This window comes from Caulobacter sp. ErkDOM-C (assembly GCF_048541825.1).
Taxonomy (GTDB): domain Bacteria; phylum Pseudomonadota; class Alphaproteobacteria; order Caulobacterales; family Caulobacteraceae; genus Caulobacter.
Window position 1 is genome coordinate 2247334 of record NZ_CP183332.1, and the last position, 24419, is coordinate 2271752.

The window sequence follows — 24419 nt, forward strand, 5'->3', positions numbered from 1 at the left end:
GATCTGATCTTTCGGCACGCGCAATGTCAATATACACTCCCTGCCAAGGACGACCGTAAAGTCAGGCGATAAGGGGGAGTCGGGATGCGAATTCTGAAGTGGGCAGGGATTGTTCTGGCGGTTCTGGCCGCCGTTCTGGCCGGCGCGTGGCTCGGCCGCGACTTCTTGATTTACCATATTGGGCGGCTGATGGTCCCCAAGGGGACCGAGAACAAGCCCATCGCCTGGCAGGAAGGCCCCGCTCAGCCTGCCGCACCGGCCGACCAGCGGCCGCCCAACGTCATTTTCATCCTGGCTGACGACCTGGGCTACAATGACGTCAGCCTGAACGGCGGCGGGGTCGGCGGCGTGGTCAAGACGCCCAATATCGATTCCATCGCCCAACAGGGCGTAGACCTGACCAACGGCTATTCCGGCAACGCCACCTGCTCGCCCTCGCGCGCGGCGATGATGACCGGCCGCTATCCCACCCGCTTTGGCTTCGAGTTCACCCCGACCCCGGTCGGCTTCTCGCGTCTGGTCGGCAGCTTCCGCACGCCCGGCGCCCTGCACCCGCCGCACTTCAATCGCGAACAGGCCGGCGAGATGCCGCCAATGGACGAACTGGCGGTGCCGGCCTCGGAAACGACCATCGCCGAGGTGCTGAAGACCCGGGGCTATCACACGGTGCATCTGGGCAAATGGCACTTGGGCGGCTCGAAGGGCTCGCGCCCTGAGGACCAGGGCTTCGACGAAAGCCTGGGCTTCATCGCGGGCGCCTCGATGTTCCTGCCCGAGAATGATCCGGGCGTGGAAAACTCCAAGCAGAGCTTCGACCCGATCGACAAGTTCCTGTGGGCCAACCTGCCCTATACCGTGCAGTACAACGGCCAGCCGATGATGAAGGCCAAGGGCTTCATGACCGACTATCTGTCGGATGAGGCCATCAAGAGCATCAAGGCCAACAAGAACCAGCCGTTCTTCATGTACCTGGCCTACAACGCGCCGCACACGCCGCTGCAGGCGCCCAAGGCCGACTACGACGCCCTGCCCCAGATCAAGGACCACCGCCAGCGGGTCTATGGGGCCATGATCCGCAACCTGGACCGCAATGTCGGCCGGGTGCTGCAGACGCTGAAGGACCAGGGTCTGGATGACAACACCCTGGTGGTCTTCACCAGCGACAATGGCGGCGCGCACTATGTGGGCCTACCGCAGATCAACAGTCCCTATCGCGGCTGGAAAGCCACCTTCTTCGAGGGCGGCATCCGGGTGCCCTACTATATGCGCTGGCCCAAGGCCCTGCCGGCGGGCGCGAAGTTCGCCAGCCCTGTTGGCCATATCGACATGTTCGCCACCGCCGCAGGGGCGGCGGGCGCGGCTGTACCGACGGATCGTCCCATCGACGGGGTCAACCTGATCCCCCACCTGACGGGGAAGAATCCTGCCCGGCCGCATGAGGCGCTGTTCTGGCGCTCCGGCGACTATCGCATGGTGCGCGCGGGCGACTGGAAGCTGCAGGTTCTGACCCTGCCGGAGGGCAAGGGCGAAAAGCTCTGGTTGTTCGACCTGGCCGCCGATCCAACCGAGCAAAAGAACCTTGCCTCGGCCAATACAGCCAAGGTGGCGGAACTGAAGGCGCTCCTGGTCAATCGCGACAAGGGCAGCGTCAAACCGACCTGGCCATCGCTGCTGCGCGGCGCCATCACCATCGACCATCCGCTCGACGTTGAAGACAAGCCGACGGACGAGTTCATCTACTGGAACAACTAGACCCCCGGCCGGGGTCAAAGAGAAAGCCCCGCCCTTCTCGGAAGGGCGGGGCTTTTTGTCTGCCTGAAAGAGCCGATAAGGCCGCCCCTTAAGGGGCGAGGCCGTCCTTGGTCCGACTGTTCAACTGGCCGGCCAGTCCGGCGTTCCTGACCTGCGTGAGGTTGTCCTCAGGCATGGGCGCGACGGACCAGCCCGTCGAGCAATTCGGTGAGGACTTCGGGGCAATCTTCCTGCAGGAAGTGGCCACCGGAGACGATGACGTGAGGTTGGCCAGCGGCGCCGGGCACCCCGGCCTGGAAGATGGCTTCTCCGCCCCTGGTCACGGCGTCGCCATCGCTGAAGGCGGTCAGGAACGGCTTGTCGAAGGCTTCGAGCACCTCCCAAGCAACCTTGTTCTGGGCGACGGAGCCATGCTCGGGCGTCACCGGCACCAGCGTCGGAAACTGGCGGGTGCCTTCCTTGAAGGTCTCGTCCGGGAAGGGCGCGTCATAGGCGGCGATCTCCTCGGCGGAAAGTTCACGACCCGTGCCCATGTTGACGATCAGGCCGATCGGCATGACCGGCGTGTTCTGGCTGAACTCCAGCCAGGCCTTGAAGCCGTCGCTCATGCCCGTGCCGACCGGCAGGCCGGTATTGCCCGCGCACACGGCGGCGAAGCGCTCCGGAAACGCCGCAACCAGACGCAGGCCGATCAGGCCGCCCCAGTCCTGGCAGAACAGGGTGGCGTCCTTCAGGTCGATCTGCGTGAGCCAGGCGCTCATCCAGGCGACGTGGCGCTCGAAGGTATAGTCGGTCCGGGCGGCCGGCTTGTCGGAACGCCCGAAGCCGATCAGGTCGGGGGCCACCACGCGATAGCCGCGCGCTGTCAGGCCGGCGATCATCTTGCGGTACAGATAGGCCCAGGAGGGCTCGCCATGCATCAGCAGCACAACCGGCCCGTCGCGCGGGCCCTCGTCTACATAGTGCAGCCGCAGGGCCGTGCCGTCAGCGTCGGTGATCGTCATGTAGTGCGGCGCAAACGGCCAGTCGGCCAGAGCCTCGAACCGGTCGTCCGGCGTCCTCAGAACCTGCATTCCCACTCCTCCAGTTGACACGTCGCCTGATCGCGCGACATATATTGGCAATATGCGTGTCACTACATCGGGACGGGGTCAAGCCCGTCCGAACGGGAGGATCGACCATGCGAAGCAGGACAGTCGTCGGACTTGCGGTGTTGGGACTGGTGGTCACGGCCGGACTGGGCGGCTGGATGGCCCGCGGCCAGATCGCGCAAACCATGGTCGAGAAGCTCTATGTGAAGGCCATGGCCCGCGCCCCCGATGACGGCCTGGCCGACGGCCTGCATGTCGGCCTGTGCGGCGCCGGCGGGCCCCTGCCCGACCCCAAACGCACAGGTCCCTGCACGGCGGTTCTGGCCGGCAAGCGCCTGTTCATCATCGACGCCGGCTCGGGCGCCAGCCGCAACCTGTCGCTGATGAACCTGCCACCCGCCCGGATCGAGGCGGTGTTCCTGACCCACTTCCATTCCGACCACATCGACGGCCTGGGCGAGCTGATGCTGCAGCGCTGGGCCGGCAGCGGCTCGGCCAGCCCCGTACCCGTCCACGGTCCGCTGGGCGTCGAGCCCATAGTCGGAGGCTTCATGTCGGCCTACCGTATGGACCAGGGCTATCGCACCGGCCACCACGGCGCGGCTGTCGTGCCGCCCTCGGGTTTCGGCGGCCAGGCCCTGACCTTCACCGCTGCCGCCGACCAGCCCGACGTGGTGCTGATCGACGAACCGGACCTCAAGGTCACCGCCTTCCCCGTCAAGCACGACCCTGTCAGCCCTGCCGTCGGCTACGCCTTCACCTACAAGGGCCGCACCGTGGTGATCAGCGGCGACACCGCCCTGTCGCCCCGTGTCGAGGCGGCCGCGAAGGGCGTCGATCTTCTGGTGCATGAGGCCCTGGCCCCCAATCTGGTCGCCAGCCAACAGCGGGCGGCCAAGGCGGCGGGCCGCGAGCGGCTGGCCAAGATCTTCAGCGACATCCCCGGCTATCACGCCTCGCCAGAGCAGGTCGCGGGTCTGGCCCAGCGCGACAAGGTGGGCATGCTGCTGTTCACCCACATCACCCCGGCCCTGCCGATCGGCGCGCTGGAGGGTCCGTTCCTGAGCGACTCGCGCAAGATCTTCCCGGGCAAGATCAAGATCGGCCGCGACGGCGATTTCGTCAGCCTGCCGGCGGGCTCCAAGGAGATCGTGGTCAGCGATCGCCTCAAGATGTTCCGCTAGCCGAGGCCCCATGACCGATCCCATCGCCCTCAGCGGCGCGCCCGGCTCGCCCTACACCCGCAAGATGCTGGCGGTGCTGCGTTATCGCCGCCTGGCCTATCGCTTCCTGCCCAGCTCGGGACAGGCGCTGGACGGCCTGCCCCGGCCCAAGGTGCAGCTGTTGCCGACCTTCTACCTGCCGGGTCCCGACGGGGCGCTTGAGGCGGTGGTCGACTCCTCGCCGATCATCCGCCGGCTGGAGGCCGAGCACGCCGGCCGCGCGATCGTTCCGCCCGATCCGGCCCTGGCCTTCGTCGACGCCCTGATCGAGGACTATGCCGATGAGTGGCTGACCAAGGCGATGTTCCACTATCGCTGGAGCTATCCAGCTGACATCGCCCGCGCCGCCGCCATCCTGCCCTGCTGGCGCGGGGCCACCATTCCCGACGCCGAACTGGCCCAGCGCGGCGAGCAGTTCAGCCGACGGCAGATCGACCGCCTGTACGTGGTGGGCTCCAACCCCACCACCGCGCCGGTGATCGAGGCCAGCTATCGCCGCTTCCTCGAGGCCTTCGAGGCGCATCTGACGGTCCAGCCGTTCCTGCTGGGAGCGCGGCCCGCTGCCGGCGACTTCGCCGTATACGGACAATTGACCCAGCTGGCGCAGTTCGACCCCACCCCCATGGCCCTGACTCTGGAGATCGCGCCCCGGGTGTTTGCCTGGGTCAGCCAGATGGAAGATCTGTCGGGCCTGGAGCCGGGCGACGACGACTGGATTAGCCTGGACGCGCCGCCTCCGACGCTGGCGGCCGTTCTCGCCCAGATCGGCCGGGTCTATCCGCCCGTCATGCTGGCCAACGCCAGGGCGGTGATGACCGGTGCGGCGACGGTGGAGACCACAGTCGACGGCCTGCCCTGGACCCAGCCGCCCTTCCCCTATCAGGCCAAGTGCCTGGGCTGGCTGCGCGAGGCCCGCGAGGCGCTGGACGCGCCGGACAAGGCCCTGATCGACGACCTGATGGAGGCCACCGGCTGCGCGCCGCTGTTTGCGTGAACACTGGCGCCAGACGGCGCCGCACCTTAAGGAAATCTGGAGCTGATTTGTCTGGCGGGGTTGCGTGACGCAAGAAGCAAGCAAGGCGACCGAGAAGCCGGCGCAGCAGACCGATGGCCGGCGCCGTCGCGGCCAGACCAACCGCGCCAGCATCGTGGACGCCATGCTGGAGATCATCCGCACCGGCGACATGTCGCCCAGCGCCGAGCAGGTGGCGGCCCGCGCCGATGTGGGTCTGCGCACCGTGTTCCGGCACTTCAAGGATATGGACAGCCTGTACAGCGAGATGTCCGTCGCCATCGAGGACGAGCTGCGCGCCGTGGTCCACACCCCGTTCCGCTCAACCGACTGGAAGGACCGCATTCTCGAACTGGTTGACCGCCGCGCCTTCGCCTTCGAGCGGATCGCGCCGTTCAAGCACGCCTCGGAGGCCTATCGCCACCGCTCGCGCTTCCTCAGCCAGGACAGTGGCAAGCTGGTGATCGTCCTGCGCCAGATCCTGGTGCGCGAGCTCCGCCCGCCGCTGGCCGATGACCCGCTGAAGGTCGAGACCCTGGACCTGCTGCTCAGCTTCGAGGCCTGGTCCCGGCTGCGCCGCGAGCAGGGCCTGAGCATCGAGAAGGCGTCAGAGGTGCTGCGCGCCGCCGTCCGCCGCATTCTCGACGAGGCCTGACGATGAGCGATGTCCCCTACCCCACCCTGCGCGCCGCCAACCTGGCTCGGCAGGCCGAGTGGGACACCGACGGCCAGATCACCCTGTCCTATCGCGGCAACGAACTGGCCGGCGAGGTGGGCGAAGCCTGCAACCTGATCAAGAAGCTGGAACGCGAGCGCATGGGCATTGCCGGCTCGCGGGCCAGCGTCGCCGACCTGGCCGAAGAACTGGCCGACGTCATCATCTGCGCCGACCTGATCGCCATGCAGTTGGGCATCGACCTGGACCGCGCGGTGGCGGAGAAGTTCAACAAGACGTCGGAGAAGGTTGGGCTGCGGACGCGGTTGGCGGGGACCTCCAGCGAACCCACATCAATCTAGAAAATCAGGCAGGCTCAGGATTTCGGAGCCAGATCCGGCCGCGACGCCAGAAACGCCGCCTTCTCCGCAGGGGTCAGGACCTTGGCGGTCTTGCGGCGCGAGGCCTTTGGCGTAGCGCGCGCATAGACCTCGGCCTGGGTGGCGGGCTTGAGGTCGGACAGGCGCTTGATCGGCGGTTTCATGGGGTTTCCCAGATCGGTTCGGGCAGGACCATGCCGCCAGAGCGTGACGATCTCATGAGTCGGCGATCGATGCCCCTCTCATGGAGAAGGCTTGTTAGGCCCGGAGGGCAAGGGAGAAACGAGACTTTTCAGAGCCTTGCCCTGTCAAATCGCTCAGTGGCCGCCAAAGAGAAACCAACGGCTTAAATGCTGGTTGTCCAACCTGCTGGGCCAGCTATTTCGGATCGATGGGTCGGGGGCCCTCTTTGGTTCGGCGGAGTTAACCTGTAAATTCCACAGGGCTTGGTGGACCGCTATTTGACGGGCCTGCCTTTCGACCCAAAGTCGCTGTTGTATGGTGGCATTCCGGCATAGGCGCTGGAAGACGATGCCGGGGGGAGACAGCGACATGGACCTGACACGGAAGACCGCCACCGAGGCGACGCGGGCGGCGCATTCGGCCATGGCGGCGGCTCTGCCCGCCGATGACGGCGGCGACTTCGCGCTGGCAAAGCGCGGCTTCGTCGGCTCGATCCCCGACGCTGACGTGCCCGGCGCCTGGAGCCAACGTCCCTTCGCCTTTCTGGAGGGCGAGCGGCCCGACACCGTGAACCCCAGCCTCTGGCGGCAGGCGCGGCTCAACGCCCATCATGGCCTGTTCGAGGTGACGCCCGGCGTCTACCAGGTGCGCGGCTTCGACATCTCCAACATCACCTTCATCGAGGGCGAGACCGGCTGGATTGTCATCGATCCGCTGACCTCGGCCCAGCCGGCGGCAGCGGCGCTGAAGCTGCTGCGCGACGAGAAGGGCGACCGGCCGGTCAGCGCGGTGATCTACACCCACAGCCACGTGGACCACTACGGCGGCATCCTGGGTGTCGCCTCGCCGGAGGAGATCGCCGCGGGCCTGCGGATCATCGCCCCCGAGGGCTTTCTGCAGGCGGCCGTCGCCGAGAACGTCCTGGCCGGCAATGTGATGAGCCGCCGGGCGACGTACATGTACGGCGGCCTGCTGCCCAAGGATCCGCAGGGCCATGTGGACTCCGGGCTCGGAAAGGGCACGTCCACTGGCCGTGTCGCCCTGGTGGCGCCCACCGAGTCCATCACCCACACCGGCCAGACCCTGACGGTCGACGGGATCGAGATCCGCTTCCAGGTGACCCCGGACACCGAGGCGCCGGCCGAGATGAACTTCTTCTTCCCGAAGTTCGGCGCGCTGTGCATGGCGGAGAACTGTACCTGCCACCTGCACAATCTGTACACGCCGCGCGGGGCCCAGGTGCGGGATGCAAAGGCCTGGAGTTTCTACATCGACGAGGCGCTGGCGTTGTTCGGCGCCGATACGAGGGTGATGTTCGCGAGCCACCACTGGCCGCGGTGGGACGCCGGTCCGGTCCGCCGATTCCTGACCCAGCAGCGCGACCTCTACAAGTACATCCACGACCAGACGCTGCGGATGGCCAACCACGGGCTCAACGCCACCGAGATCGCCGAGGTTCTGCGGCTGCCGCCGACCCTGGAAGCCGAGTGGCACACGCGCAGTTACTATGGAACACTCAGCCACAACGCCAAGGCGGTCTACCAGCGCTACCTCGGCTGGTTCGACGGCAACCCGGCCAACCTGCACAAGCATCCGCCCGAGGCTGCGGGCCGGCGCTATGTCGCGGCGATGGGCGGGGCCGAGCGGCTGCTGGCGCAGGCGCGCGAGGCGTTCGCGGCGGGCGACTACCGCTGGGTCGCCGAACTGGTCGGCCATCTTGTGTTCGCCGATCCGGCCAACCTGGAAGCCCGGGCCCTGCAGGCCGACGCCTTCGAGCAGATGGGCTTTCAGGCGGAGTCCGGGCCGTGGCGGGACTTCTACCTGACCGGCGCCCAGGAGCTGCGAAATCCCAGGCCGCCCAGCGCCACGCCCCGCCAGGCCTCGGCCGGCCAGCTGCGGACCATGCCCACCGACAATGTACTGGATTCCCTTTCGGTGCGGCTGAACGGCGAGAAGGCCGGGGCGACGGAGATCGCGTTCACGGCGGTCTTCACCGACACCGGCGAGCGCTTCGCGGTCAGCGTCGAGAACGCTGTGCTGCACCATAGGCCTGGCGCGGGCGGGCCGCAGGTCGAGCTGACCCGGGACCTTCTGGTCGATCTGGTGCACGGCGCCAAGACGCCCGACGAGGTTGCGCTGGAGGGTCCGGGCGCGGGCGCCCTGGTCAACCTGCTGGCGCTCCTGGATCGCTTCGACCTCTGGTTCGAGATCTCGGCGCCCTAGAGCGTTGCGCCGGTGCGGCCACTCACGGTCCAAATCTGCTCGGAAAATTGCCGGCAATGCGCTTTAGGCGCAAACCGCCGCTTCTGACTCATCTCGCCCGTTCCGAACGTCTTCTTCCCAGAACCGGATGCCACCGTCCGCTTGTTGGCCCGAACCCAACGGGGAAAAACGACCCATTACTGACCTAAATCCCTCTTCCAGAGGGAGAGGGAGGGGCCCGCCGCGAAGCGGTGGGAGGGTGAGGGGTTACGAGGCTTGACGGCGTGCCGGCACTCCGTCGAACGCCGTAACCCCTCACCCCAACCCTCTCCCTATGGGAGAGGGAGCAACGTCCCCAAACCACCCTTAGCGCCGCAGGGATGGTCTGGTGATTGGCGTAAACTGACCTCGGGCAAGCGCCGATAAGAGCGCCTCCACCGAAGACCGCCGGCCGCGAAAAACGGGGGTGCTAAGCCGCCACCGTCAAACCTTGAGCAAGGTACTGTTTTAATTATATAAATATAGAAAATTGGTAGGCCCGGAGGGACTCGAACCCCCAACCAGACCGTTATGAGCGGTCGGCTCTAACCATTGAGCTACAGGCCCCCATGAACGGGCGTCACGTTCGGAGGAAGGCGCATTAGCATGGGCACAACGCGGCTTAAAGCTCCCGTTCAGGTTCGGTCCGTCATCAGGGAACCATACAGGGTCGGTCAAGCTTTCAGGACCACCCGACAGGAGACTTCAGTCATGACTTCGTTCGCCGCCCGCATCGCCTCGGCCGCCCTGCTCCCAGCCGCCTTGGGGGGCGCGTTCGCCCTCGCCGCCGCCCCCGCCATGGCCCAGAGCGCGCCGGACGCCGCCTTCCGCGCCACCACCTTCAGCCTGGCTGCCTTCGGCGAGACCAATGTCGCCCCCGACATGGCCTCCATCACCCTGGGCGTGCAGACCGACGACATGACGGCCGCCGGCGCTCTGAAGGCCAATGGCGCGAAGATGAACCAGGTGATGGCCGCCCTGCGCAGGGCCGGGATCGCCGATCGCGACATCCAGACCTCGAACCTGAACGTGAACCCTCAGTACGTTTACGAGCAGAACCAGCCGCCCAAGTTCAGCGGCTATCAGGTCAGCAACCAGGTGACGGTGACCGTGCGCGACCTGGGCAAGTTGGGCCAGGCGGTGGACGCCACGGTCGGCGCCGGCGCCAACACCGTGGGCGGCATCAGCTTTGGCCTGCAGAACCCGCAGGTCGCCGAGGACGCGGCTCGCATGGACGCCGTTAAAGCCCTGCAGGCCAAGGCCGACCTCTATGCCCGGGCCACGGGTTACAAGATCGTGCGCCTGGTCAATCTGGGCGAAGGCGGCGGCTATTCGCCCGCGCAGCCGATGCCGGTGTTCGCCATGGCCAAGCGCGAAATGGCCGACTCCACACAGATCGCCGCCGGCGAGCTGAAGGTGCGGATCGACGTAACGGCCACCTATGAGGTGGCCCGCTAAAAGCCAGCCTTGGTGAAGGCCCGCTCGACGCGTTCCTGAACCTCACGGCCCGGCAGGGCCCGCTCGCCTTCCATGACCGCCACATAGGTCAGGTTGCGGGCGGGCTTGCCCTCGCTGGTCGGCACCGGGCCCAAGGCCCAGCCGACGGTGTTGACCCCGCCCGTGCCCGTCGGACAGCTGGCGAAGCGGGCCGGCTTGCCGATGGCGCTCTTGAGCACGACCTCGGCGATCACCGGCTGGCCGCCCGCGCAGGTGGGCAGATTGCGGGCGCAGGTGATGTAGCCGCCCGCGCGCCAGACCACCGCGCCAGAGGCGTCGGCCATCATCACGCAGGTCGAGGGCGAGCCGATGGCGCGACCGATGGTTTCCGTCAGGCGGGTCTCATCGATCCCTTCGGGAAGTTTGGGCGCGCAGCCGGCCAGCAGGCCGGCGACGAGGGTGAATCCGACCAGACGGCGCATCCTAGGCGGCCTTCTTGATCAGGTTACCGTCATCCAGCAGCACCACGGTCGGCGCGTAGTTGCGCGCTTCCTCGGCCGGCAACTGGCAGTAGGTGACGATAATGACGGTGTCGTTCTTCTGCACCAGGCGCGCGGCGGCGCCATTGACGCCGATCACCTTCGAGCCGCGGGGGGCCTCGATGGCGTAGGTGGTGAAGCGCGCGCCGTTGGTGATGTTCAACACATCGACCTGCTCGTTGGGCAGGATGCCCGAGGCGTCCAGCAGGTCGCGGTCGATGGCGATCGAGCCTTCATAGTCCAGGTCCGCCTGGGTGACGGTGGCGCGGTGAAGCTTGGCCTTGAGCATGGTGAGCAGCATGGCGGAACCTGTATCCCCTTGACTAAGCTGGACTTTGCCACGGCCGCCACACACATGGGCCCAAGGCAATGCGGCCATATAGCCACGAAGCCGCGCCGGTTCAATCGCCTCGGCCCCTCGGTCGTAAGAGTGAGTCGAAAGGGTTAACAACACCTTCCATCCGCGCTAGGGTTGAACGAACGAGGTTATGCGGTGGGGACCATGCGTAACGGACAACTGATCGTCGCGGCGGCCATAGTCGTCGCGACCGTGGGCGTTGGCGGGACCATCGCCTCGCGCGTCACGGCGCAGACACGGGTGGATCCAGCGACGGGCGCGCCGATCGGCGCCACGCGCTCGCCAGTTTTGACCCGGGTCCCTTCCGCGACGACCGTTCCGCCCCGCCGAGGCGGCCGGGTCGACTGGCAGGGCGCCGTGGGCGGCCTGCGCCAGAGCGGCGGCGCGTCCGACACCCTGGGCGCCAATCTCGACAAGGGCGAGGTGGACGCCACCCGCGTGCCGATCCTGCTGCCCAATGACGCCAAGCTGACGGCCGGGGCGCGCATCTACAGCTTCGGCGACTACTATACGATCACCGCCGACGCCCCCGGAGCCGGCATCTCGCTGAGCGGCACGACGGCCATCATTCCCCTGCCCGCTGCAAAGCCCCTGAAGATCGATCCCGTCGGTCCCGAAGGCCTGACGGTGCAGCGCACGGTCGATGGCCAGCTGGCCAGCTTCATCCGCTATGGCGTGCTCTACACCGTCGAGATCCGCTGCGAGAAGGCGGGCGATCTGCGCTGCGCTGACGACAACTATGTGCTGGGTTTGGTCGGCAAGACCACGACCGTGGTGCTGGGCGCCGCCGCCCGCGCCGAAGCCGGCCTGGGGGGCTGAGCCGATGAGCAAGCTGACCGCGCCCCTGGCCCTGGCGGTTCTGGCCGCCCTGGCCCTGACCGCCTGCGATCCCAAGACCCCCGCGCCCGACGCGCCGCCCAAGCCGCCGTCGGCCGAGCCCGGCCCGCCCAAGGCCGATGACGAGCCCGTCGATGGCGGCGCCGAGCAGGAAGCCTCCGAGCCCCTGCCGCCCAGCCCCGGCGATCCGGTGCAGCCGGCAGAGCCGCCCGCCCCCTCGCCGGCCACCTTCGACCACGGCCCCGCCGGCCAGTTACCCAGCGGACAGGGCTCGGGCTATCTGGACCGCACCGTCTGGGCGCCGACCATGTGCTGGCCCCTGCAGGAAGCCGGCTTCGCCAACTCCCAGGTCTATGGCCCCGGCGGCGGCATGGGTCCGCCCGGCAAGCCCAGCCAGTGCGACAGCCTGAACTACACCCTGCCCTGGCGTGACAATTTCTGCGAGGCGCGCTCGCGGACCAGCCCCCTTTGCGCCTCGGGAACCGGTCACCAGGGCCAGGACATCCGCCCGGCCACCTGCAAGAAGAACGAACACTGGGCGGTCGCCACCGAGGCCGGCACGATCACCGACATCGGGACCTATACCGTGACGCTCGTGGGCAAGGCCGCGCCACACTACACCTACCGTTACCTGCACATGCAGATGTCGACCCTGGCGGTGGCCGAGGGAGCCAAGGTCACGGCCGGCCAGAAGCTGGGCAAGGTGTCCAACGACTTTGGCGGCACGCCCACTACCATCCACCTGCATTTCGAGATGCGGGCGGGCCTGGCCGGAGTGACGACCGACGGCAAGCCGGTGGCGGTCCAGACCTTCATCCCGCCTTATCTCAGCCTGGCCGAGGCCTATCAGCGCAAGCTGAACGGCGGGGTCTGCGGCTAGATCGCTGCGGCCTTCAGGAAGGCCGTCATCTCGCCCAGAAGGTTGGTCTTGGCGCGGAACGGGCGCGACAGGGCCAGCACCGTGTCGGCGTGGTCCAGCCCCGGATAGTGTCGCTCTTCGACCTTGCCGCCCACCTGGCGCAGGGCGGCGGCCAGCTTGCGGGTGTTGCGCGGATAGACCGTGGTGTCGGCGTCTCCGGAGGCGAGGAAAGCGGCCGGCGAGCGGGCGCTCGCGAACTGTCCCGGCTGGGTGGCCGGCAGATCCGGGGCCTGACCGAAGGTGCGCCGCGTGATCGGCCCATCCAGGGGCAGGAAATCATAGGGCCCCGACAGTCCAGCGAAAGCCCGGACAGCCCCGGGTTCGACGCCCGCCGCCTTTAGATAGCGAGGGTCCAAGGCCAGCATGGCGGCATTGTAGGCGCCGGCCGAGTGACCGATCAGGACGACCCGGTCAGGATCCCCTCCCAGGGCCCTGGCGTTGTCGACCGCCCAGCGCACCGCCGCCGCGCAGTCGTCGAGGAAGTCTGGAAAGACGACTTCGGGATAGAGACGATAGTCTGGCACCAGCGTCAGGAAACCGCGCGCAGCCACCGCCCTGCCCGCCCAGGCATAGTCGGCGCGCCGACCAGAATCCCACGAACCGCCATAGAAGAACACCGCCACCGGCTCGGCGCCCGTCGCCGTGGGCGGCGCATAGACGTCCAGCGTCTGACGCGCGCCTTTCCCGTAGGCTGCGCCCCGCATGGGCGTGCGCGCAGCGTCCTTGGGCGTCAGGGTCGCGAACATCGAAAGCGGCGAGCAAGCGCTTGCCAGGGATCCCGCCAGGGCCGTCAAGCCGACGCGTCGCGTCATAGAACCACTCACCACGTCTCGCTCCGCCCCTGCGTCTTGTTACAGATACGCGAGAAACGCGGGTTTGGACGAGGCGATTTCAGCGCCCATCGACCAGCTTGCCGATGGCGTCGAGATAGAGGCCAAAGGCCGTGCGGCCGATCTCGGTCAGGCTGACGCGCGTAAGCGGTTTGCGACCGACGAAGCTCTTGTCGATGGCCACGTAGCCCGCGTCTTCCAGCTTGCGCAGGTGGACCGACAGGTTGCCGTCGGTGACCGACAGCCTGGCCTTCAGCGCGTTGAACTCCGCGACCTCGGCGCCCGACAGATAGGCCATGATCCCCAGGCGCACACGCCCGTGAATGACCTCGTCGATGTGTTCGATCTCGAAATCGTCCATGGCGACCTAGACGATGTCCGAAGGTTCTTGCCGCATCAGGATCAGGCCCGGGACCATCGCCAGCAGATACAGGGCGGCGGCGTAACCCAGCCAGGCCCAGCTACTGCCCATCAGCAGCGCCATCCCGATGGCGCTCGCGAACGAGGCGACCGCAACGACCCTTAGCCAGACTATCCGAGACATAGCCGCCGCCACCGACCATGCGCCGCCATAGAGCGCCAGCACGATGGACGGTGAGAAGTTGATCAGGTTGAGGTCCCGGGTTTTCCAGCTGGCCACGGCCAGGGCGGTGAAGATCACGAAACAGCCCCAGCCCACGCCCATCCAGGCGTTGCGCATGGCGCGATTGCCAGATGATCCCGCCCCGGGCTTGGCGCCGACCCCGCGCCTGAGCACGCCCACCATCACCAGGTGAAGGAGAACGGCGGCGACCCAGACCACCATCAGCATCACGGATGGAGCCTGCAACACCTTCGACAGGATCGCCCACTGGATCAGGCTGGCCGTGCCGAAGATCGCGCCCGCCGCAACCAGCATCGAGCCGCCCAGCAAAGGAGCCTGACGCCCCTCTTCGGCCAGGGCGCGCATGAACGCGATGTCGTCGCGGATGGCCTTCATCTCTTCAGTCACAACGCATATCCCCAGCGCTCAATGAGACGAGGGATAGCGAACTCACTTTGAAATGTAAAGTTCTTCTTAGAGCTTGAATCCGCCGGCCACGATCTTGGCGCAGACCGCCTTGGTGATCTTCACATAGCCCTTGGCCGGATCGCGGAAATAAAGCGGGTCCTTGGTCATGGCCGGGTCGAACCCCTCGGTGACGAGATCGATCTTGCGATACTTGAAGGTGCCGGTGGTCTCGATCTCGCGCTGCAGGCGCACAAAGATAGGCCGGGCATAGGCTGGCAGTTCCCGATCGACATGTTCGGCCAGGGTCGTGATATCGAACTCGGGTCCCACCACCAGCGAGGCCATGCCGGCCTTGCCGTCGAGGTCGCCGATCTTGACGCCATAGACATTGACCTCCAGCACCCCGGGCACCCCGGCCAGGCGCTCGGAGACCTCGCTGGTGGCAACGTTCTCGCCCTTCCAGCGGAAGGTGTCGCCGATCCGGTCGACGAAATAGATGTAGTCGTCGCCGTCGGTGCGCATCAGGTCGCCGGTCCGGAACCAGGCATCGCCCTTGGCGAAGACGTCGTGCAGAACCTTCTTCTCGGTCGCGGCCTTGTCGGCATAGCCGGTAAAGTTGGATCGGGCGTCATTGGCGATCTGGCCAATACATTCGCCAACCTCGCCCGGCGCCACCTCGATGCAGCAACCGTCGGCGCCACGGATCGGCATCTCTGTTTCCACATCGAACTGCACGATGCGGGTGTTGAACTTCTTCCTCAGATAGCCGGGGATACGGCCGATGGCCCCGCGCCGCCCGTCGAAGTTGAAGAACGAGACATTGCCCTCGGTGGCGCCATAGAATTCCAGTACGCCGCCGACCTTGAAGCGATCCATCATGTCGTCCCAGACGTCGGGCCGCAGGCCGTTGCCGAAGATCTGGCGGATCTTGTGGTTGCGGTCCTCGTCGCTGGCCGGCTGGTTGGCCAGATAGCGGCACAGCTCGCCGATATAGACGAACATCGTGCAGTTCTCGGTGCGGATATCGCTCCAGAAGTGCGTGGCCGAGAACTTCTTGCGAAGCACGATCGACCCGCCATTCAACAGCCCCGCCCCCATGGCGCAGAGGCCGCCGGTGGCGTGATAGAGCGGCAAGGTCACATAGATGCGGTCGGTGTGACGCGCGTCGGTCGAACCGGCGAAGCCGCGCATATAGAGTTGCGTCCGCATGTGGGTAATGCGCGCGGCTTTTGGCAGCCCGGTGGTGCCACTCGTGAAGATGTAGAGCGCGGTATCCTTGGCGGTCAGCCCGCCCCGGGCTGTCTCGCGGTCGGGACGCAGCTGACTGCAGCTCTTCAGGGCGTTGACCAGATCGCGCTGGTCGCCATGAGCCTTGCCCAGCACCCATTGCTGGACGTGACGGCCAAGACCATCCTTGACCTGTTCGAAACAGGGAGAGGTCTCGGGATCGACGATGCAGTGCAAGGCCTGGGAGATGTTCAGACAGTGGGCCAGGGCCGGGCCGGTCAGCTGGTTGTTGATCAGCGCAGTGGCGACGCCCACCTTGGACAGCCCGTACCAGATGGCCAGATATTCCAGGCGGTTGGGCATGAACAGCGCCACCGTCTGACCGCGGGTGATGCTCTGCCCCTTGGCCCAGTGGGCGTAACGGTTGGCGATGGCATCCAGCTCGGCATAGGTGATCGTCTTGCCTTCAAAGGTGATCGCGGGGCTGCCAGACCAACGATCGACCGCCGCTTCGAGATCATCGCAGATCAGGTTGGCGCTATCGGGAGCGATGGATTTCACGCGCTTGAGCGTGCGCATCAGCCCCTTCAGGAACACCCACTCGCGCTTCAACCTTGCCTGCAAACGCATAAGCACCCTCCGTTCAAACAACCATTGGAGAGCGCCGCGCGGCGGGTCAAGCCGCACCGTCGCGCGCCGCGCGCGTTTCAATCAAGCGGCGACCGCCAAGGCCTCAACCGCGGTCGGCGATCTTGAACCTGACCTCCCGGCGTTTGAAATCCAGGGCCACAGTTTCGAACTTCTGAAGGATGTCAGACCCGATCAGGATTGCCGGCTCGTCGGACATTCCCCAGTAATCAAAGGTATGGATCGGGGCCACCACGACCGGCACATTCATCAGGGTCATCTTGCCCAGGGTGAGCCGATTGAGCACGGCCAACCGACCAGACAAGGTTTGCCCGGTCGCGCTGCGCAGTTCGATATCGAACACCGCGCCGATGATCGCCTTGCGGGCCTGGGCTGCCCTGAGCAGGGCCAGATTGCCGACCGTCGTGGTCGAACCGCTGTCGATGAAGGCCGTGATCTTCTGGCTGGGAATCGACGCGTCAATCAGCGTCAGGCCGCTGCGGGTGCGGGTCTTGACCACCACTGTTCGCTCGTCCGGCAGGGGCAGCGGCTCGCCTACCGCCATTCGGCGCTTGCCGTAGTTCAGCATCAGGCTGTTGGCGCCCAACCAGTCCAGGCCCAGCAGACCGGCCGCGCCCAAATGGCGCTCTGCGACAATAGACACCTTCATCTGCCGCCGCATGCGATGGCCCATCTGCAGGGTGTCGATCACCACCGTGTCGACGGTCTGCACGCCAGCAATGCCGTGCAGCGCCACAGGAGCGCCGCGCGCCAGACCCAGCTTGTCGGCGGTCTCGATCGAGATCACCGAGCTGTTGGCCCCCGTGTCGACCATCATGTGGAAAGGACCCTGGCCATTCAGCATGACCTGCACCGTCAGGCGGCGAGCGGCGTCCAGGTACTTGAGCGGTTCGCTGCTGGAGACCTGGCTGACGTCGGGATCGCGGGCGAAGGCTGGAGGAGCCAGCAGCGCGGCCGCCAGCCCTGCCATTCCCCTGCGAGAGATGGTTGAATCCACCATATCGCCGCCTCCTCCGTTGCGGGAGGAGGCTATACCCGCGCCTGAAGCGGCGCTAGCGATGACCGCCGATGGGTCAGCCGGTGGCGAGCTTGCGCTGATCCTCTCGCGCCGACTTCAGCTTCTCGGCCACCAGGAACGCCAGTTCCAGGGCCTGCTCGCCGTTCAGACGCGGATCGCAGTGGGTGTGGTAGCGGTCGGCGAGATCGCCTTCGCCAACCGCCCGCGCCCCGCCCAGGCACTCGGTGACGTTCTGGCCGGTCATTTCCAGATGGACACCGCCGGGGTGCACGCCTTCGGCATGGGCGATCTCAACGAACGACTTCACTTCCGACAGGATGCGGTCGAACGGCCGGGTCTTGTAGCCGGTCGAGGCCTTCAGCGTGTTGCCATGCATCGGGTCGGTGGCCCAGACCACCGAGCGGCCGGCGGCCTTGGTCGCCTTCATCAGGCGCGGCAGACGGTCGGCGATCTTGTCTGAGCCAAAACGGCCGTACAGGGTCAGACGGCCCGGCTCGTTGTGCGGGTTCAGCACGTCGATCAGGCGCAGCAGGTCGTCACCTTCCATGGTGGGACCGCACTTGAGGCCGATCGGGTTCTTGACGCCACGCATGAACTCGATGTGCGCGCCGTCCAGCTGACGGGTGCGTTCGCCGATCCACAGCAGGTGGGCGCTGGTGTCGTACCAGTCGCCCGAGGTGCTATCGACGCGGGTCATGGCTTCCTCGAAGCCCAGCAGCAGGGCCTCGTGGCTGGTGAAGAACTCCACCTGATGCAGGCCCGGATGGCTTTGCGGCGTCACGCCGATGGCGGCCATGAAGGCCAGGCTTTCGCTGATCTTTTCCGACAGCTCGCGGTATCGCGCGCCCTGCGGGCTGTCGCCCACAAAGCCCAAGGTCCAGCGGTGGATGTTGTGCAGGTCGGCATAGCCGCCATTGGCGAAGGCGCGCAGCAGGTTCAGGGTCGAGGCCGACTGGCCATAGGCCTTCAGCAGACGATCCGGATCGGGAATGCGTTCCTCGGCCGTGAAGTCCATGCCGTTGATGTTGTCGCCCCGGTAGGACGGCAGGGTCACGCCATCGATGGTCTCGATCGGCTCCGAACGCGGCTTGGCGAACTGGCCGGCGATGCGGCCCACCTTCACCACCGGCTTGCCGCCGGCAAAGGTCAGGACCACCGCCATCTGCAGGATCAGCCGGAAGGTGTCGCGGATATTGTCGGCGTGAAATTCCTTGAAGCTCTCGGCGCAGTCGCCGCCCTGCAGAAGGAAGGCGCGGCCTTCGGCCACGTCGCCCAGCAGGGTCTTCAGCCGGCGCGCCTCGCCCGCAAACACCAGCGGCGGCATCTGGCGAAGTGTTTGCTCAACCCGGTCCACAGCGCCCGCATCCGGATAGTCGGACGGGATGTGCTTGGCGGGTTTTGCTCTCCAGGTGGCGGGGGTCCAACGCGAGGTCATGACAGGCTCTATAACTTCAAAGGGAGCGGCTTTTACCGTAGCCGCAGGGAAAAGGCAAAATCATGCGGCCGATCGCCGCTTTTTGACGAGAGTGAGGAAAGTTCATCCTAGCGGACGGCGTGGCGACTTCAATCCTTGCGCGAGATATCGCAGGCAATGACGGTCAGAGCGCCCAGGGCCAGCCACCATTCCTGCCAGACCCCAAAGCTCAGAGCGCCAATGGCCAGATAGGTGACCAGAGCGCCCGCCGCTATGGCGCCATCCTCCTGGGACTCGCCGGTCAGGGCCACAATCCTGTAGGCGACCCAGCTGAAGAAGATGCCGCCCAGGGCTGCGCCCACCGCGCCAAGCTCCAGCCAGAGCTGCATGGCGGCGTTGTGGGTGTGCAGCGGGATCGCCGGGCCAAAAGTACGGCTGGCGTCCAGGCCCCAGCCGCGAATGGCATGGGCCTGCACATGGTCGGCGGTGAAGGCCCAGATATCCAGGCGGGCGTCCCAGGAGCGCGGCACGTGGCGATGCAGCCAAGCGATCAGTCCCGAATGCACGCCCCACAGCAACATGATCGGACCCAGCACGAAGGGCGCTGCGACGGCGGCGACCAGCAGGCGCGCGGCCACCTTGCCAAACAGGCGAACAGCCCCAAAGGCCATGAAACCAAACGCCAGGGCGGCCCAGCTGGCGTCGGCGCTCAACGCGAGGGCGCCGATGATCACCGCGCCCAGCAGCACGAAAGCGGCTGGCGTCCAGCCCCGCCCGCTCATGATCCGCGCCGTGGGCCAGAACAGCAGCGCCAGGGCATAGGTGGCGATCGACACCTTCACCACCGCAAGGTCGGGCCGGATCGGATCGTTGGTCACGGATCTCAGCCATTGATAGAAGGCCGCCCCGCTCACTCCGTCCAGGGCGACCAGAAGGGACAGGGACAGGGCGCTTACCGCAAGCACCGTGGCGGCGCTGCGGGCGGACCGGTCAGACAGACCGCGCATGGCAGCGATCGCCGAACCGTAAAGCGCCAGCTGGAACAGCAGCTTGAGTCCAGTGAAGGACTCTATGTCCGCACTGTCCTTCAGGTCGGCCAGGTTCGGCGCGCCGGGGCTCCAGGACAGGCTGATCAGGGCCCAGACCACCAGGACGAACAGCGCCATGGCTGGAGGCGAGGCCGGCCGCGACTGCGCCAGTCCCGGCGTCGCCAGCAGTCCGCACAGGGCCAGAAGCGGCGCAAAGCCCAGCGGCGCGAGATAGCCCACGAACGGAACCAGCGCGATGGTGAACACCGCGACAGCTCCTAGCCATTTCGTGGAACGTTGCGCGCCGCCGACAGACCTCATCCGGCGCCCACATCGGCCGGCGCGTATTTTTCCTTCATCGTCACCAGTTCCTCGGCCAGGGTCGGGTGGACGGCGCAGGTCGAGTCCCACTGCTTTTTGGTGACGCCCATCTTCACGGCGATGGCCGCCATCTGGATGATCTCGGGCGAGTCCGGTCCCACCACGTGGACGCCAACCACCTTCTCGTCGTCCTGCTTGACCACCAGCTTGATCAGGCACCGGTCCTGGCCGCCGTAGAAGGTCGCCTTCATCGGCCGGAAGACCGAGCGATAGATATCCACCTTGCCAAATTCGTGGCGAGCCTCGGCTTCGGTCATGCCGACCACCCCGACCGGCGGCTGCGAGAACACGGCCGAGGCCACCAGGTCATGATCGAAGCTGGTCGGATTGTCGTAGAACTCGGTCTGGGCGAAGGCCGCACCCTCGCGGATCGCCACGGGCGTCAGGTTGATGCGGTCGGTGACGTCGCCGACGGCCCAGATGCCGTCGACACTGGTTTTCGAATGCTTGTCCACAGCGATCGCGCCGCGCTCGTTCAGCTTGACGCCCACCTTGTCCAGGCCCAGCCCCTCGACATAGGGCTCGCGGCCGGTGGCGAACATCACCGCATCGGTCTCGAACGTCAGGTCGTTGCTGAGTGTGCTGACCAGGCCAGCGTCGGTCTGCTCGATGCTCTTGTGCGAGCAGCCCAACACCACCTTGATACCGCGCTTCTCCAGCTCGTCGGCCAGGTGCGAGCGGACGTCGTCGTCAAAGCCACGCAGGATGTTGGCGCCGCGATAGAGCAGGGTCGTCTCGACGCCCAGACCGTTGAAGATGCCGGCGAACTCGACCGCGATATAGCCACCGCCCACCACCAGCACCCGCTTGGGAAGGGTGGGCATGTGGAAGGCCCCGTCCGAGGTGATGCCCAGCTCGGCACCCGGAAAGTCTGGTCTCACGGGGCGGCCGCCGGTGGCGATCAGGATCTTGCGGGCGGTATAGCGGCCGGCGTCCTGACTGCCTTCCTTGGGCAGAACCTCCACGGTGTGGGGGTCGATCACCCGGGCCTTGCCATGCAGCAGGTGCGCGCCGGCCTTCTGCAGATTGGTGACATAGATGCCCGACAGCCGGGCGATCTCGACGTCCTTGTCGTGCAGGAACCGCTTCCAGTCGAACGACCGCTCGCCGATCGTCCAGCCAAAGCCCTCGGCGGTCTTCAGCTGCGCGGAGACCTCACTGGCATAGACCATGAACTTCTTGGGCACGCAGCCCCGGATCACGCAGGTGCCGCCGACCCGGTACTCTTCCGCCACCGCCACCTTTGCTCCCGATAGCGAAGCCAGACGCGCGGCTCGCACACCCCCGGAGCCGGCGCCGATGACGAACAGATCGAAGTCATAGTCAGCCATCGAAGGCTCCAGTCAGGCTAAGGAACAGCGGCGCTCTATCTAGGAACTCAAGGCGTCAGGCGCACCACGCCATCGTCGGTTCCCAGCAGCGCCTCGTCGGCCAGATCCAGGAACAGGCCATGATCTACGACGCCTGTCACGGCCTTCAGCGCAGCGGCCAGGGCCGCCGGCTCCTCGATCTTGCCCGAAGCCATGTCGTAGATCAGGTTGCCACCATCGGTGACCACCACGCCGCGATCGGCCATCCGCAGGCGCGGCGGCGGCAGCTCGAACTCGGCGGCGATGTCGGCGAGGCGCTGACCGGTATGCACATGGCCAAACCGCACCACCTCGATCGGTAGCGGGAACTTGCCCAGCCGCTTCACGTGCTTGGCCGCGTCAGCGATGACCACGCAGCGCTTGGAGGCTTCCCAGACCAGTTTCTCACGTAGCAACGCCGCGCCGCCGCCCTTGATCAAGCTGAGGCCCGGCCCGATCTCGTCGGCGCCATCGACCGTCAGGTCCAGCGCCTTGACGTCATCCAGGGCGGCCAGGGTGATGCCCAGTTCCCGAGCCAGATTAGCGGTGGCGTCCGAGGTCGGAACGCCCCGGATATCCAGCTTGCGGGCCGCCAGCGCCTTGACGAACCAGGCGGCGGTGGAGCCGGTGCCCAGGCCCACCACCATGCCATCCTCGACCAGTTCGGCGGCGGCTTCGCCAGACAGACGCTTTTGATCGTCGGCGCTCATGTCTTGTCCCTCTTGGCGGCCTTGGCCTTCTTGGCCAGTTTCAGCGCCCGGAACGCCTCGGCCCAGCCGCTCTTGTTTTTCTGCTCGCTGCGCGACAGCGCCAGAGCGCCTTGCGGCACATCCTTGGTGATCACCGAGCCTGAACCGGTCATCGCCCCGTCACCAATCCGTACCGGCGCGACTAGGGCGCTGTTGGAGCCGATGAAGGCCCCCGCCCCGACATGGGTCTCGAACTTGTCGAAGCCGTCATAGTTACAGAAGATTGTGCCGGCCCCGATATTGGCCTTCTCGCCTACCGAGCCGTCGCCCAGATAGCTGAGATGGTTGGCCTTGGCGCCGGCTCCGACCTTGACCTTCTTGACCTCGACGAAGTTGCCGATGTGGGCGTCCGGGCCGATCTCCGCCCCGGGCCGCAGGCGGGCATAGGGACCGATCAGGGCCCCCTCGCCTACGGTCGCGCCTTCCAGATGGCTGAAGGCCTTGATCACTGCACCGCAGGCAACGCTGACGCCGGGTCCGAAGACAACGAACTGTTCCACGGTCACACCGGCGGCGATCTTCGTGTCCCAGGCCAGGTGCACCGTCTCCGGGGCAGGCAGGGTGACGCCCTCGACCATCAGGGCGTTGCGGCGGCGCTTTTGCCAGACCGCTTCGGCGGCGGCCAGTTCGGCTTGGGAATTGACGCCCTGCACAGAGGCCTCGGCCGCGAAGCTAGCGCGGGTCGAAAGCTCGCGCCCGTGGGCGATACCGACCACGTCGGTGAGGTAGTATTCGCCATTGGCGTTGTCGTTGCCGACCTTGCCCAAAATATCGAACAGCAGGGCCCTGTCGGCGGCCAGAACGCCGGAATTGCAATGCCTGACCTGCTTGACGCTGTCATCAGCGTCCTTGGCTTCGACGATGCGCAGCAGCACATGGCCGGGGGCCAGGATCAGGCGGCCATAGGCGCCCGGATCGGCAGCCTCGAAGCCCAGCACCGCCACATCGGCGCCGGAAGCGCGCAGGTCGAACAGCGGCTCGATGACCGGCGCGCTCAGCAGCGGGCAGTCGGCGAAGGTCACCACCACGTCACCGTCGAAATCGGCCAGGGCGTCCTTGGCCGCCAGCACAGCATGGCCTGTGCCCATCGGCGGATCCTGGATAACCACGGCAGCTTCGCCCAGACGCTTGCGGGCATGGAGGCCGACGGCGGGGCTGTGGGCGCCCACCACCACGACGATGCGCGCGCAACCCAGCGCCTCGGCGGCGTCAATGGCGTGGTCCAGCAGGGCCCGGCCGGCGATCCTGTGCAGCACCTTGGGGGTCGGCGATTTCATCCGCGTCCCCTGGCCGGCGGCGAGGATCACGGCGGCCCGGGGGCGACTCGAGGCGGTGCTGGTCATGGTCCTGGCGACTCTCTAGGGAACGAACCAAAGTTGCATTAGCCGGCCGTTTAGCCGAAAGGCCAGATCAATGCATGACCTTCAAGCCCTCAAGGGCGCCACCATCGCCTTCGATCTCGACGGAACCCTCGTCGACACCGCGCCCGACCTTGTCGGAGCGCTGAACATGATCCTCATCGAAGAGGGTCTACCGCCGCTGCCTTTCGACGATGTTCGACTGATGGTCGGACGCGGCGCACGAGCGTTGCTGGAGCGCGGTTTCGCCGCCGCCGGTCATCCACTGGACGCCCTGACGGCGCCCAGGCTCGTCGAGCGCTTCATCGCGGTCTATCTTGATCGCATCGCTCACGAGAGCGCGCCCTTCCCCGGCGTGGTCGAGGTTCTGGCCGATCTGCGCGGCGCGGGGGCGAAGCTGGTGGTCTGCACCAACAAGCTGACCAATCTGTCGGTCGCTCTGCTGGACGCCCTGGACCTGTCCACAGCCTTCGACGCAGTCATCGGCGCCGATCTGTCGCCCGCCGCCAAGCCCGACCCGATCCACATCCTGACCGCGATCAAGGCCGTAGGCGGCGATCCGCGCCGGGCGGTCATGGTCGGCGACAGCATCAACGACGCGCTCGCCGCCAATCGCGCCAATGTTCCGGCCCTGCTGGTCAGCTTCGGCTATACCGAGGAGCCGGTGGAGACCCTGGGCGGCGATCTGGTCATCCACAGCTTTTTGGATGTGCCAAAGGCCTGTATCCGCCTGTTGGCCTCTTGCCCCCAGCCAAACACCGGGCTATAGGCCCGTCCCTCTCGCGGAGCGGTCCTGTAC

General features: G+C 66.4%; 24 protein-coding genes, 1 tRNA gene and 1 pseudogene. 10 read left to right on the plus strand and 16 right to left on the minus strand.

The annotated features are described in order from the left end of the window. Window positions 1-84 precede the first annotated feature (84 nt). Window positions 85-1752 carry a sulfatase-like hydrolase/transferase gene (locus tag ACN2C8_RS10970; protein WP_419251780.1) on the plus strand — a complete coding sequence of 556 codons (1668 nt, stop codon included), beginning with the start codon at window positions 85-87 and terminating at the stop codon, window positions 1750-1752. A gap of 167 nt (window positions 1753-1919) precedes the next feature. On the opposite strand, the gene ACN2C8_RS10975 is transcribed toward ACN2C8_RS10970, so the two are convergent. Beyond that, window positions 1920-2825: a haloalkane dehalogenase gene (locus tag ACN2C8_RS10975; RefSeq protein WP_419251781.1), complete on the minus strand. Its 906-nt coding sequence runs from the start codon at window positions 2823-2825 to the stop codon at window positions 1920-1922. A gap of 107 nt (window positions 2826-2932) precedes the next feature. On the opposite strand from ACN2C8_RS10975, the gene ACN2C8_RS10980 reads away from it, so the two are divergent. From ACN2C8_RS10980 to ACN2C8_RS10995, 4 genes are all read left to right on the plus strand, one after another. Beyond that, window positions 2933-4027 (plus strand): MBL fold metallo-hydrolase, encoded by a 1095-nt coding sequence (locus ACN2C8_RS10980; protein WP_419251782.1) that lies wholly within the window; start codon window positions 2933-2935, stop codon window positions 4025-4027. A 10-nt stretch (window positions 4028-4037) separates the two neighbouring features. Then, window positions 4038-5060: a glutathione S-transferase N-terminal domain-containing protein gene (locus ACN2C8_RS10985; protein ID WP_419251783.1), complete on the plus strand. Its 1023-nt coding sequence runs from the start codon at window positions 4038-4040 to the stop codon at window positions 5058-5060. Window positions 5061-5124: 64 nt separating this feature from the next. Next, window positions 5125-5733 (plus strand): TetR/AcrR family transcriptional regulator, encoded by a 609-nt coding sequence (locus ACN2C8_RS10990; protein WP_419251784.1) that lies wholly within the window; start codon window positions 5125-5127, stop codon window positions 5731-5733. Between the two features lie 2 nt (window positions 5734-5735). Further along, a complete protein-coding gene (locus ACN2C8_RS10995) occupies window positions 5736-6095 on the plus strand; it encodes a MazG-like family protein (protein ID WP_419251785.1) in 360 nt (119 codons plus the stop codon). Window positions 6096-6109: 14 nt separating this feature from the next. On the opposite strand, the gene ACN2C8_RS11000 is transcribed toward ACN2C8_RS10995, so the two are convergent. Beyond that, a complete protein-coding gene (locus tag ACN2C8_RS11000; protein ID WP_419251786.1) occupies window positions 6110-6277 on the minus strand; it encodes a hypothetical protein in 168 nt (55 codons plus the stop codon). A 388-nt stretch (window positions 6278-6665) separates the two neighbouring features. Here ACN2C8_RS11000 and ACN2C8_RS11005 point away from each other — a divergent pair, with 388 nt between their 5' ends. Further along, the gene (locus ACN2C8_RS11005; protein WP_419251787.1) at window positions 6666-8519 is read left to right on the plus strand and encodes an alkyl/aryl-sulfatase; all 1854 of its coding nucleotides are present in this window, start codon (window positions 6666-6668) and stop codon (window positions 8517-8519) included. A 187-nt stretch (window positions 8520-8706) separates the two neighbouring features. Here ACN2C8_RS11005 and ACN2C8_RS11010 read toward each other — a convergent pair. Both ACN2C8_RS11010 and ACN2C8_RS11015 read right to left on the minus strand, forming a co-directional pair. Further along, window positions 8707-8862 (minus strand): annotated as a pseudogene (locus tag ACN2C8_RS11010) (hypothetical protein); the annotation flags it as partial. 166 nt (window positions 8863-9028) lie between these two features. Beyond that, a tRNA-Ile gene (locus tag ACN2C8_RS11015) sits at window positions 9029-9104 on the minus strand. 144 nt (window positions 9105-9248) lie between these two features. On the opposite strand from ACN2C8_RS11015, the gene ACN2C8_RS11020 reads away from it, so the two are divergent. Continuing rightward, a complete protein-coding gene (locus tag ACN2C8_RS11020) occupies window positions 9249-9995 on the plus strand; it encodes an SIMPL domain-containing protein (protein WP_419251788.1) in 747 nt (248 codons plus the stop codon). Here the strand turns inward: ACN2C8_RS11020 and ACN2C8_RS11025 are convergent. Together ACN2C8_RS11025 and panD are read right to left on the minus strand one after the other, a co-directional pair. Further along, on the minus strand, window positions 9992-10456 hold the full coding sequence (locus tag ACN2C8_RS11025) for a hypothetical protein (protein WP_419251789.1): 465 nt from the start codon (window positions 10454-10456) through the stop codon (window positions 9992-9994). The two genes, ACN2C8_RS11020 and ACN2C8_RS11025, sit on opposite strands and share 4 nt — an antisense overlap. Before the next feature lies 1 nt (window position 10457). Continuing rightward, window positions 10458-10814 carry an aspartate 1-decarboxylase gene (gene panD / locus ACN2C8_RS11030; protein WP_419251790.1) on the minus strand — a complete coding sequence of 119 codons (357 nt, stop codon included), beginning with the start codon at window positions 10812-10814 and terminating at the stop codon, window positions 10458-10460. A 201-nt stretch (window positions 10815-11015) separates the two neighbouring features. Between panD and ACN2C8_RS11035 the strand changes: the two genes are divergently transcribed. Both ACN2C8_RS11035 and ACN2C8_RS11040 read left to right on the plus strand, forming a co-directional pair. After that, window positions 11016-11690, plus strand: a complete 675-nt coding sequence (locus tag ACN2C8_RS11035) for a hypothetical protein (RefSeq protein WP_419251791.1) — start codon at window positions 11016-11018, stop codon at window positions 11688-11690. Between the two features lie 4 nt (window positions 11691-11694). After that, entirely contained in the window at window positions 11695-12588 is an 894-nt protein-coding gene (locus ACN2C8_RS11040) for a M23 family metallopeptidase (RefSeq protein WP_419251792.1), read from the plus strand. On the opposite strand, the gene ACN2C8_RS11045 is transcribed toward ACN2C8_RS11040, so the two are convergent. From ACN2C8_RS11045 to glmU, 10 genes are all read right to left on the minus strand, one after another. Continuing rightward, window positions 12585-13439, minus strand: coding sequence for an alpha/beta hydrolase (locus ACN2C8_RS11045; RefSeq protein ID WP_419251793.1), 855 nt, complete (start codon window positions 13437-13439; stop codon window positions 12585-12587). The genes ACN2C8_RS11040 and ACN2C8_RS11045 overlap by 4 nt on opposite strands. A 79-nt stretch (window positions 13440-13518) precedes the next feature. Next, on the minus strand, window positions 13519-13818 hold the full coding sequence (locus tag ACN2C8_RS11050) for a winged helix-turn-helix domain-containing protein (protein ID WP_419251794.1): 300 nt from the start codon (window positions 13816-13818) through the stop codon (window positions 13519-13521). A gap of 6 nt (window positions 13819-13824) precedes the next feature. Beyond that, complete coding sequence (locus tag ACN2C8_RS11055; protein ID WP_419251795.1) at window positions 13825-14448, minus strand: hypothetical protein; 624 nt, start codon at window positions 14446-14448, stop codon at window positions 13825-13827. Between the two features lie 66 nt (window positions 14449-14514). Further along, complete coding sequence (locus ACN2C8_RS11060) at window positions 14515-16305, minus strand: long-chain-acyl-CoA synthetase (RefSeq protein ID WP_419251796.1); 1791 nt, start codon at window positions 16303-16305, stop codon at window positions 14515-14517. Window positions 16306-16408: 103 nt separating this feature from the next. After that, window positions 16409-17323 (minus strand): aspartyl protease family protein, encoded by a 915-nt coding sequence (locus tag ACN2C8_RS11065; RefSeq protein WP_419251797.1) that lies wholly within the window; start codon window positions 17321-17323, stop codon window positions 16409-16411. Between the two features lie 73 nt (window positions 17324-17396). Beyond that, the gene (locus tag ACN2C8_RS11070) at window positions 17397-18776 is read right to left on the minus strand and encodes a class II 3-deoxy-7-phosphoheptulonate synthase (protein ID WP_419251798.1); all 1380 of its coding nucleotides are present in this window, start codon (window positions 18774-18776) and stop codon (window positions 17397-17399) included. A gap of 128 nt (window positions 18777-18904) precedes the next feature. Then, a complete protein-coding gene (locus tag ACN2C8_RS11075) occupies window positions 18905-20050 on the minus strand; it encodes an O-antigen ligase family protein (RefSeq protein WP_419251799.1) in 1146 nt (381 codons plus the stop codon). A gap of 50 nt (window positions 20051-20100) precedes the next feature. Beyond that, window positions 20101-21495, minus strand: coding sequence for a glutathione-disulfide reductase (gor, locus tag ACN2C8_RS11080; protein WP_419251800.1), 1395 nt, complete (start codon window positions 21493-21495; stop codon window positions 20101-20103). Between the two features lie 47 nt (window positions 21496-21542). Further along, on the minus strand, window positions 21543-22223 hold the full coding sequence (gene rpiA / locus ACN2C8_RS11085) for a ribose-5-phosphate isomerase RpiA (RefSeq protein WP_419251801.1): 681 nt from the start codon (window positions 22221-22223) through the stop codon (window positions 21543-21545). Beyond that, window positions 22220-23605: a bifunctional UDP-N-acetylglucosamine diphosphorylase/glucosamine-1-phosphate N-acetyltransferase GlmU gene (gene glmU / locus ACN2C8_RS11090; RefSeq protein ID WP_419251802.1), complete on the minus strand. Its 1386-nt coding sequence runs from the start codon at window positions 23603-23605 to the stop codon at window positions 22220-22222. The genes rpiA and glmU overlap by 4 nt, the downstream gene beginning before the upstream one ends. A 70-nt stretch (window positions 23606-23675) precedes the next feature. Here glmU and ACN2C8_RS11095 point away from each other — a divergent pair, with 70 nt between their 5' ends. Continuing rightward, on the plus strand, window positions 23676-24389 hold the full coding sequence (locus ACN2C8_RS11095; protein ID WP_419251803.1) for an HAD-IA family hydrolase: 714 nt from the start codon (window positions 23676-23678) through the stop codon (window positions 24387-24389). The last annotated feature ends 30 nt before the right edge of the window (window positions 24390-24419 follow it).

Bases quoted from the DNA above. Each gene is read 5' to 3' on its own strand.
- ACN2C8_RS10970 (WP_419251780.1), top strand. From the start codon at position 85: ATGCGAATTCTGAAGTGGGCAGGGATTGTTCTGGCGGTTCTGGCCGCC.
- ACN2C8_RS10975 (WP_419251781.1), bottom strand. From the start codon at position 2,825: ATGCAGGTTCTGAGGACGCCGGACGACCGGTTCGAGGCTCTGGCCGAC.
- ACN2C8_RS10980 (WP_419251782.1), top strand. From the start codon at position 2,933: ATGCGAAGCAGGACAGTCGTCGGACTTGCGGTGTTGGGACTGGTGGTC.
- ACN2C8_RS10985 (WP_419251783.1), top strand. From the start codon at position 4,038: ATGACCGATCCCATCGCCCTCAGCGGCGCGCCCGGCTCGCCCTACACC.
- ACN2C8_RS10995 (WP_419251785.1), top strand. From the start codon at position 5,736: ATGAGCGATGTCCCCTACCCCACCCTGCGCGCCGCCAACCTGGCTCGG.
- ACN2C8_RS11000 (WP_419251786.1), bottom strand. From the start codon at position 6,277: ATGAAACCGCCGATCAAGCGCCTGTCCGACCTCAAGCCCGCCACCCAG.
- ACN2C8_RS11005 (WP_419251787.1), top strand. From the start codon at position 6,666: ATGGACCTGACACGGAAGACCGCCACCGAGGCGACGCGGGCGGCGCAT.
- ACN2C8_RS11020 (WP_419251788.1), top strand. From the start codon at position 9,249: ATGACTTCGTTCGCCGCCCGCATCGCCTCGGCCGCCCTGCTCCCAGCC.
- ACN2C8_RS11025 (WP_419251789.1), bottom strand. From the start codon at position 10,456: ATGCGCCGTCTGGTCGGATTCACCCTCGTCGCCGGCCTGCTGGCCGGC.
- panD (WP_419251790.1), bottom strand. From the start codon at position 10,814: ATGCTGCTCACCATGCTCAAGGCCAAGCTTCACCGCGCCACCGTCACC.
- ACN2C8_RS11035 (WP_419251791.1), top strand. From the start codon at position 11,016: ATGCGTAACGGACAACTGATCGTCGCGGCGGCCATAGTCGTCGCGACC.
- ACN2C8_RS11040 (WP_419251792.1), top strand. From the start codon at position 11,695: ATGAGCAAGCTGACCGCGCCCCTGGCCCTGGCGGTTCTGGCCGCCCTG.
- ACN2C8_RS11045 (WP_419251793.1), bottom strand. From the start codon at position 13,439: ATGACGCGACGCGTCGGCTTGACGGCCCTGGCGGGATCCCTGGCAAGC.
- ACN2C8_RS11050 (WP_419251794.1), bottom strand. From the start codon at position 13,818: ATGGACGATTTCGAGATCGAACACATCGACGAGGTCATTCACGGGCGT.
- ACN2C8_RS11060 (WP_419251796.1), bottom strand. From the start codon at position 16,305: ATGCGTTTGCAGGCAAGGTTGAAGCGCGAGTGGGTGTTCCTGAAGGGG.
- ACN2C8_RS11065 (WP_419251797.1), bottom strand. From the start codon at position 17,323: ATGGTGGATTCAACCATCTCTCGCAGGGGAATGGCAGGGCTGGCGGCC.
- ACN2C8_RS11070 (WP_419251798.1), bottom strand. From the start codon at position 18,776: ATGACCTCGCGTTGGACCCCCGCCACCTGGAGAGCAAAACCCGCCAAG.
- gor (WP_419251800.1), bottom strand. From the start codon at position 21,495: ATGGCTGACTATGACTTCGATCTGTTCGTCATCGGCGCCGGCTCCGGG.
- rpiA (WP_419251801.1), bottom strand. From the start codon at position 22,223: ATGAGCGCCGACGATCAAAAGCGTCTGTCTGGCGAAGCCGCCGCCGAA.
- glmU (WP_419251802.1), bottom strand. From the start codon at position 23,605: ATGACCAGCACCGCCTCGAGTCGCCCCCGGGCCGCCGTGATCCTCGCC.
- ACN2C8_RS11095 (WP_419251803.1), top strand. From the start codon at position 23,676: ATGCATGACCTTCAAGCCCTCAAGGGCGCCACCATCGCCTTCGATCTC.